Origin of the sequence: Kordia jejudonensis, assembly GCF_001005315.1 — a bacterium.
GTDB lineage: Bacteria > Bacteroidota > Bacteroidia > Flavobacteriales > Flavobacteriaceae > Kordia > Kordia jejudonensis.
In genome coordinates this window covers 70983-77169 of the sequence record NZ_LBMG01000033.1, presented here as the reverse complement: position 1 = coordinate 77169, position 6187 = coordinate 70983, and the positions used below count along the sequence as shown (strand labels likewise).

The following is a 6187-nucleotide window of genomic DNA, read 5'->3' as shown; positions in this document are numbered from 1 at the left end:
AGCCTTGACCTAACAAGGCTTTTCTTTTTTAAAAGAAAATTTCTTCACAAATATTTTGAATTTGCTTTTTTGAGAAGCTATGATGTTTCCATACATTTTTTATTGCCCTATTAGCAATTTCTTCTTTAATATCTTTTACATTCATCAAGAGATCAAGTGCTTTTATCCATTCAGGTTCTTCAGCAGCTAAAATCCCATTAACACCATCATCAATATATTCTTTTGCAGGATGATAAATTGAAGTAATAGTAGGAATACCAAAAGCTGAAAGTTCTAAAAATAGATAACTACTATGATGCTTATTATATATCGAATCCTTTGCAAGTAGCATAGCTGAGTCAAGCTTGAGCTGATTTAACTTCAAAAAGAAGTTTTCAAAATTAACTGTTCTATGAAATTCTATATCATTTAGTATGTCAAACTTTTCTATGATCTCATAAGTACTGGAACCGCCTAAACAGACAACTTGAATTTTTTCTTTTAATTTTTTATTCATTTTTTTGAATAACTCCTTTACGAAATTCAAATCTTCAAACGTTGGTTTTATAAGTCCAACACGAAATAATCCTGTATCATTTTTTATGATTTTAGACATGCTTTCATATCCAATTTTAGAAATTAAATTTGGAATAAATTGTATAACTACATCAGCGTTTGGATGACGTATATTTATAAATCGGTGTAAGAAGTTTTTAAATTTTAGATTGGCAACCAACAGTAGATCAGCACACGCCAAATTGTTTTCCAAGTTTAACAATTCGGTTTCTGCAATTTTTCTTTTACCAAAACTCATTGAATTCAAAGCAAAATAGTTTTGATCTACAATAAATGCAATCTGTATGAGCGGGTTGAATGATTGTATTGCTTTTAAAAGATAGGTTATATCACTAAAAATTGGTGGAAATATTATGTAATCCGCCCATACTAGCAAGCGTTCATCTAGCACAGTTGTAAGATCATTTAATGAATTATTAAAATCATTATTATCTATGTTTGTAATAATACTTTTATGTGTTTTTGTTTGGTCTAATTCAAGCGCTTGGGTAATTAAACGATAATATCCTGTAGCATTAAATTTTGGGGACACGTACAATAAGTGAATCTTATCATCTTCACTCAAGTCATATTTGGTTTTGAACTTTAAATTTGATGCCAATTTTTCTTTCAATTGGATTACTTTTTTCATTAATTTTTGTTTTGATTGATTTCTATTTCTTCTCCTTTATAGAATTTTGCAATTCTTATTCCTGTTCGATTGTCATAAATTTCTATTGTTGTAGCTTTTAAGCCATAATCTTCAATTTTTTTATAAAATCTTGCGAGTCCAATCTCACGTTTTTTAGTCTTTGAGAATTTATAATTCCAATCAATAGAATACATGGTTCTTATGTTACCATCAGCAAACCAAACAATCATTTTTGTTTCGGAGTCTTTTTTTAACTTCCAACCTTCTTTTAATGCCATTATCTGAAGAATTTAATAAGTGAACTAATTGAAATGTCCTGAATGAACTGATCTGAACTAAAAGCTTGAATCATTATCTTATCATCTTTAACATGAATCCAAACGTCTATGGCTTCAACATCAAGATTATTTTCTTCTGAAAAATCTTTAAGATATTTTTTGATTCCAAAAGCAATTTTATTTTGAAAACTAGGAATATTAGCTGATTCTCTATCCATAAAAAAGTGGGCTAGTTTTTTTATTGGAACTACTTGTATGGCTCGTGATTGATTGAAAATAAAAGCTTTGATTATATGATCTTTCTGAAAAACTTTTAAAAACAGACGCTCTTTTGGAATCATAATCTGTTTTGAGATCAATCCTGTGTGTGAAATAATATTGTCAGATATTTTTTTCTGATAACCAAAAATGTCAACTGTCAAATCAGTAACAGCTTCTTTTAGTTTTTGTCTTAATGATTTTGATTTTTTTAGCATTTTCTATGTGTTTAATTGTAAAAAATTGAATGTCGATTTATCTAAAATGGAAGCATAAAATTGATTCAATAATTCCTGGTCTTTTAACTTCCCAATTCTTGCTTCACATTTCCTAAACAACTGTAAGCGCGGCTCTTGCCTATGTGTGTCTTTTTTCTCATTGTTGATAAATTTGCGAATTTGTGCGTGTAGAATTAATTTCAATTGTGTTTTTCGCTTGCTTTTAATTTGGTTTTCATACCAAACTTTTGTGCCAGTAAAGCCATATTTATTTTCAGGATTAAAATATCTATCAGGTAACTGTACATATCTATTCTCTTTATCTTTAGCAATATATTTCCGTACAAGTTCAATACGCTCAACATAAATATTATGAACTTTATTTAACTGATAATTTTTGACTGGTTCGTACCAAAGTAATAGCAACTCTTTTGCCTTTTTTTCTTGATTTTCTGTCAAGAAAATATTCTGATAAAGTCTATTTTTAGCCAAATTCCAAAGAGATTCTATGTATGGTTTGAGGGAGGTAAAGCGTGAAGCTTCAAACCTTGAAACCATGTCTTCAGCTTGCTCTATAGCTTCATCGCTTTTGCCTTCCTCCTCTACACCTTTATCACTATTATTAAGTGCTTTATTTTCGTAAAAATTTCGCGCGCCTAGCTTGCCTTGCGAAAGTTGCTCGTCAAAGTTTTTAACACCTTCCTCCTCTACGTATCCTGAAAAATTGTTACTAGATTTGTTGCTAGAATAATTATTACTTGTGAGCGAAGGCGAACTCCTTTGTTTTTCAGCTTTTAATTTTTTATCAACTCCTATTATTATATTATTTATGTAACTATTGTTACTAGAGTCTGTATGTGGACAAGTTGTCCGTATTTCTTTTTTAAAAAACTGATTATCAGGAGTTTTATTCTTTTGAGTTTTAGTACTCTTTTCTGTGTTTTCAACACTTTCTAAACCACTTATTAACAGAATATTTGAGTTAAAACGAAGCTGGTAACTTGCGTTAGAACCGCGGAATATTTTTTCAGTTAACACATTAGCTTGTAGTAGACGTTTAATATGTCTACGAATAGTTCTTGTACTAACACGGGCTTTTTTTGCTAACTGAACATTGTTAGTCACCAAACAAGGAACATTGTCAGGTTCAATAGGCTGAACATTATTAGCCTTTAAAAGTGAAAGTGCATAGATTTTAATAATCTCCCTAGCTGTTGCAACAACTGGTTGACGTAAATGGTTTGATAATTTATCGTGATTAGAATTATAATTATCTACGTAACTATCTAGTATGCGAAATACCGTTGAATAATGAATCAAATTCATTGCTCTTTAATTTCGGCGCGTCGCTTTTTTCACGTTTACGTCGTGGGTATATAATCGAGTGTTTTCTGAACACTACTATTTCTTTTTTGATTTCTCTAATATGATCTTGATAAAGCATATTATTTTCATGTGAACTAATGATCTTCTCCATAATTCACTATGATTAATTTGTAGAATCTTTAGGCGGTAAAAACTCATGTTGTTTTTCAATGAGCGCCTTTAATTTTTTTTCTTTTTCTTCAACAAGTCCAACACAAGCTTCATAGATTGCTTCCCAATTATGAAAGCGCATTGGTACTTCGTTAAAAAATTTACGAACAGTTGGTCTTGACTTTCCAGATCGTTCCACAACTGTCATTACAGGATTAGCATATAACTCCTGCATCCGTTTTGCGAGATTTTTATAATCTTCTGAATGATACATATATATAGGTGTTTTAATGTAATTGTTCTATTTATAGCTTATTGTCGATAACTTTATAGTTATTTACAAATCAATTCTTAGTAACTTACAGGTCACTCTTTGGCAACTTACAAGTCACTTCTAGGTAACTCTTTAGTCACTTCCAAGTCATTTCTAAGTAAATTTTAGGTAACTCTTTGGTCACTTCCAAGTCACTTCTAGGCAACTCTTTGGTCACTTTTAAGTCACCTCTAAGTCACTTCTAGGCAACTCTTTGGTCACTTTTAAGTCACTTTTTAGGTATTTTTAGGGAATGTTTAGGGTAGTTTTAAGGTAATATTTAGGTACTTTAATGATATGTTTATGTTATTTTTTAGTATGTTTGCAGTAAATATATAGTCAAATATAGGTAACTTTTTTAAATATTCAACTCTATGAATTAAAAAAAATATAACATATAGTCTATAAAATAAAGAAAAATTATACCTAAAATATTGAAAATAAACCTAATACAATGAATTCTAAAATTGAACAAAAAACAGACATTGAACTTATCAGCGAGCTATTTATCGAAGCTGTTGATAGAATTCAAGAAGAAGCAGAACAAATTGGATTTAAATCCAAAAAAAGTGATAATGGAATTGGAAAAGTAATTTATCCGACAAGTCCAGGAATTGTAAATAGTGTCAGAAATAAAAAAAATAATATCCCGCACACTGCATTAATAAATTTTGCAAAACAATTCAATGTAGATATGAATTATTTTTATCACGATAATATTTCTTTTAAGTTTAATTTTGATAATTTCAACTCTGAAATTAAAAATTATACTAAAAGTGAAATGCAAGAGAATCACAATATCTTTTCGACTGTTAATGATCTTATTGAACCCAATACACTTATTAGCTTTGAGACAAACAGTCTTGCTGAAAAGTTCAAGCTTGATACAATTATTAAAAGTTTTGCTAATACCTTATCAGGTAAATTTAAACAAGTATTCTATCACATACTACATATAATTCAATTCGATTATGTACAGAAAATCGAATCACTTCAAGAAAATATTACCAAACTTACTGAAATTAATGATATAAAATCACAACTAATAAAAGCGAAAGAAAGTGAAAATGCGCTTTTAAAAAAACAAGTTGTATAGTAACAAATGAAAGATTTTATTTAATAAAAATAGACTTTAGAATATTTTTTAAACCTAAAAATAGATAATGAAGTCTATTTTTTTTATATTTGAATAGTTAAAATTTACAAACGTGGAAAATACAATACCAAATTTTCAAAAATTAGCCCAACTATTAAATCAGAAGATATATTCTTCAAAATTCATCATAGGAGTTCCGTATCATAATATTAAACAATGGAAAAATGCTTCCTTATTACTAGATACGCCTGCCAAAAATGAATGGAATAAATTCAGTTTAACTGATATCCTTTGGATAGGAATTATTATCGAATTAAAAAATTTTGGTTTTACAAATGATAAGATTATAAAAATAAAAGAAGATTTATTCAAGCCAAACGAAAGCCTATTAAATCACTCACAGAATGTAAGTAATATTAATGCTGCTATAATTGAAGTGATAACATATTCTCATCCAATATTTTTAGTTCTCGATGTTGTTGGCAACTTAGAAATAATTGATGGATATAGAACTATCGAAAAATTAAAAGATGGAGAAATAACAGATCATTTAATTTTAAGTGTAAACGAGTTTTTCAAGAAAAATATCGAAGCGCTATTTAACGAACCAAATTTCGATATTTTCAAAGGATTGAATAAGGATGAAATTCAGATGATTCTTATTATGCGATCACAAAAATTTGAGAATATTAAAATCACAAAAAAGGATGGCAGAATTTACACTATTGAAGCAACTGAAAAAATGGAAACAACATACGCAGATGTATTAGATATTTTAAAACAACACGAATATCAATCTGTAGAAATGGTGCTAGTAAAGGGTAAAATTGTAAAATTCAATAGAACAATTAAATCAAAAGCTCAAACCACAAAAAAGTAAAATTATAAATGACGTGGAGTAAAACGCTCCCAACATATAAACTAATGTATTTACCTAAAGACAACGGAAATGCATTAATATTAATAAAATGCAAAACTTATTAGCGAATGAGAAACTAATTGAAGTAAAAGAATTACATAAAATATTACCACTTAAAGGCATAAGCGCTATTGTAAAATGGTGTGAAAGTGTTGGTATAAAAATTGAAATAGTAGGCAACAAAAGAGTTGTTCATCGATTTTTAGTTGATATGGAACTTGATAAAGGATTGATAGCACAACTAAAAGTAAAATACCCTAAAAAATGGAAATCACTTTATACTTGTTATAAAGAAGACGATCATCTTGGATATCTACAATTACTAGATGAATCCCCCCTTGATTCCTCTATAGTTCCAGTATCTCGTAAAAGACGTAAGCAAATAAAATCAGATGTAAAGCCAAAGTCAGATATGGCTAAAGAATTTGCAAAACTTTGATTTT

8 protein-coding genes are annotated in these 6187 nt (G+C 28.8%); 3 read left to right on the top strand and 5 right to left on the bottom strand.

Features of this window, described 5'->3' with window-relative positions:
* Positions 1 to 28: 28 nt before the first annotated feature.
* The 5 genes from AA089_RS16150 to AA089_RS16130 form a co-directional block, all read right to left on the bottom strand.
* Complete coding sequence (locus AA089_RS16150; RefSeq protein ID WP_046758021.1) at positions 29 to 1186, bottom strand: glycosyltransferase; 1158 nt, start codon at positions 1184 to 1186, stop codon at positions 29 to 31.
* Entirely contained in the window at positions 1186 to 1464 is a 279-nt protein-coding gene (locus tag AA089_RS16145; RefSeq protein ID WP_046758020.1) for a hypothetical protein, read from the bottom strand. The genes AA089_RS16150 and AA089_RS16145 overlap by 1 nt, the downstream gene beginning before the upstream one ends.
* A complete protein-coding gene (locus AA089_RS16140; protein ID WP_046758019.1) occupies positions 1464 to 1940 on the bottom strand; it encodes a hypothetical protein in 477 nt (158 codons plus the stop codon). Before AA089_RS16140 ends, AA089_RS16145 begins: the two co-directional genes overlap by 1 nt.
* 3 nt (positions 1941 to 1943) lie before the next feature.
* Entirely contained in the window at positions 1944 to 3266 is a 1323-nt protein-coding gene (locus AA089_RS16135) for a hypothetical protein (RefSeq protein ID WP_046758018.1), read from the bottom strand.
* A 163-nt stretch (positions 3267 to 3429) separates the two neighbouring features.
* Positions 3430 to 3690 carry a hypothetical protein gene (locus tag AA089_RS16130; protein ID WP_046758017.1) on the bottom strand — a complete coding sequence of 87 codons (261 nt, stop codon included), beginning with the start codon at positions 3688 to 3690 and terminating at the stop codon, positions 3430 to 3432.
* Positions 3691 to 4183: 493 nt separating this feature from the next.
* Between AA089_RS16130 and AA089_RS16125 the strand changes: the two genes are divergently transcribed.
* From AA089_RS16125 to AA089_RS16115, 3 genes are all read left to right on the top strand, one after another.
* Positions 4184 to 4825, top strand: coding sequence for a hypothetical protein (locus AA089_RS16125; protein ID WP_046758016.1), 642 nt, complete (start codon positions 4184 to 4186; stop codon positions 4823 to 4825).
* A gap of 112 nt (positions 4826 to 4937) precedes the next feature.
* The gene (locus AA089_RS16120) at positions 4938 to 5705 is read left to right on the top strand and encodes a MerR family transcriptional regulator (protein ID WP_046758015.1); all 768 of its coding nucleotides are present in this window, start codon (positions 4938 to 4940) and stop codon (positions 5703 to 5705) included.
* An 88-nt stretch (positions 5706 to 5793) separates the two neighbouring features.
* Positions 5794 to 6183 (top strand): hypothetical protein, encoded by a 390-nt coding sequence (locus AA089_RS16115; protein WP_046758014.1) that lies wholly within the window; start codon positions 5794 to 5796, stop codon positions 6181 to 6183.
* Positions 6184 to 6187 lie beyond the last annotated feature (4 nt).

Coding starts and splice junctions, on each gene's coding strand:
- AA089_RS16150 (WP_046758021.1), bottom strand. CDS start 1,186: ATGAAAAAAGTAATCCAATTGAAAGAAAAATTGGCATCAAATTTAAAG.
- AA089_RS16145 (WP_046758020.1), bottom strand. CDS start 1,464: ATGGCATTAAAAGAAGGTTGGAAGTTAAAAAAAGACTCCGAAACAAAA.
- AA089_RS16140 (WP_046758019.1), bottom strand. CDS start 1,940: ATGCTAAAAAAATCAAAATCATTAAGACAAAAACTAAAAGAAGCTGTT.
- AA089_RS16135 (WP_046758018.1), bottom strand. CDS start 3,266: ATGAATTTGATTCATTATTCAACGGTATTTCGCATACTAGATAGTTAC.
- AA089_RS16130 (WP_046758017.1), bottom strand. CDS start 3,690: ATGTATCATTCAGAAGATTATAAAAATCTCGCAAAACGGATGCAGGAG.
- AA089_RS16125 (WP_046758016.1), top strand. CDS start 4,184: ATGAATTCTAAAATTGAACAAAAAACAGACATTGAACTTATCAGCGAG.
- AA089_RS16115 (WP_046758014.1), top strand. CDS start 5,794: ATGCAAAACTTATTAGCGAATGAGAAACTAATTGAAGTAAAAGAATTA.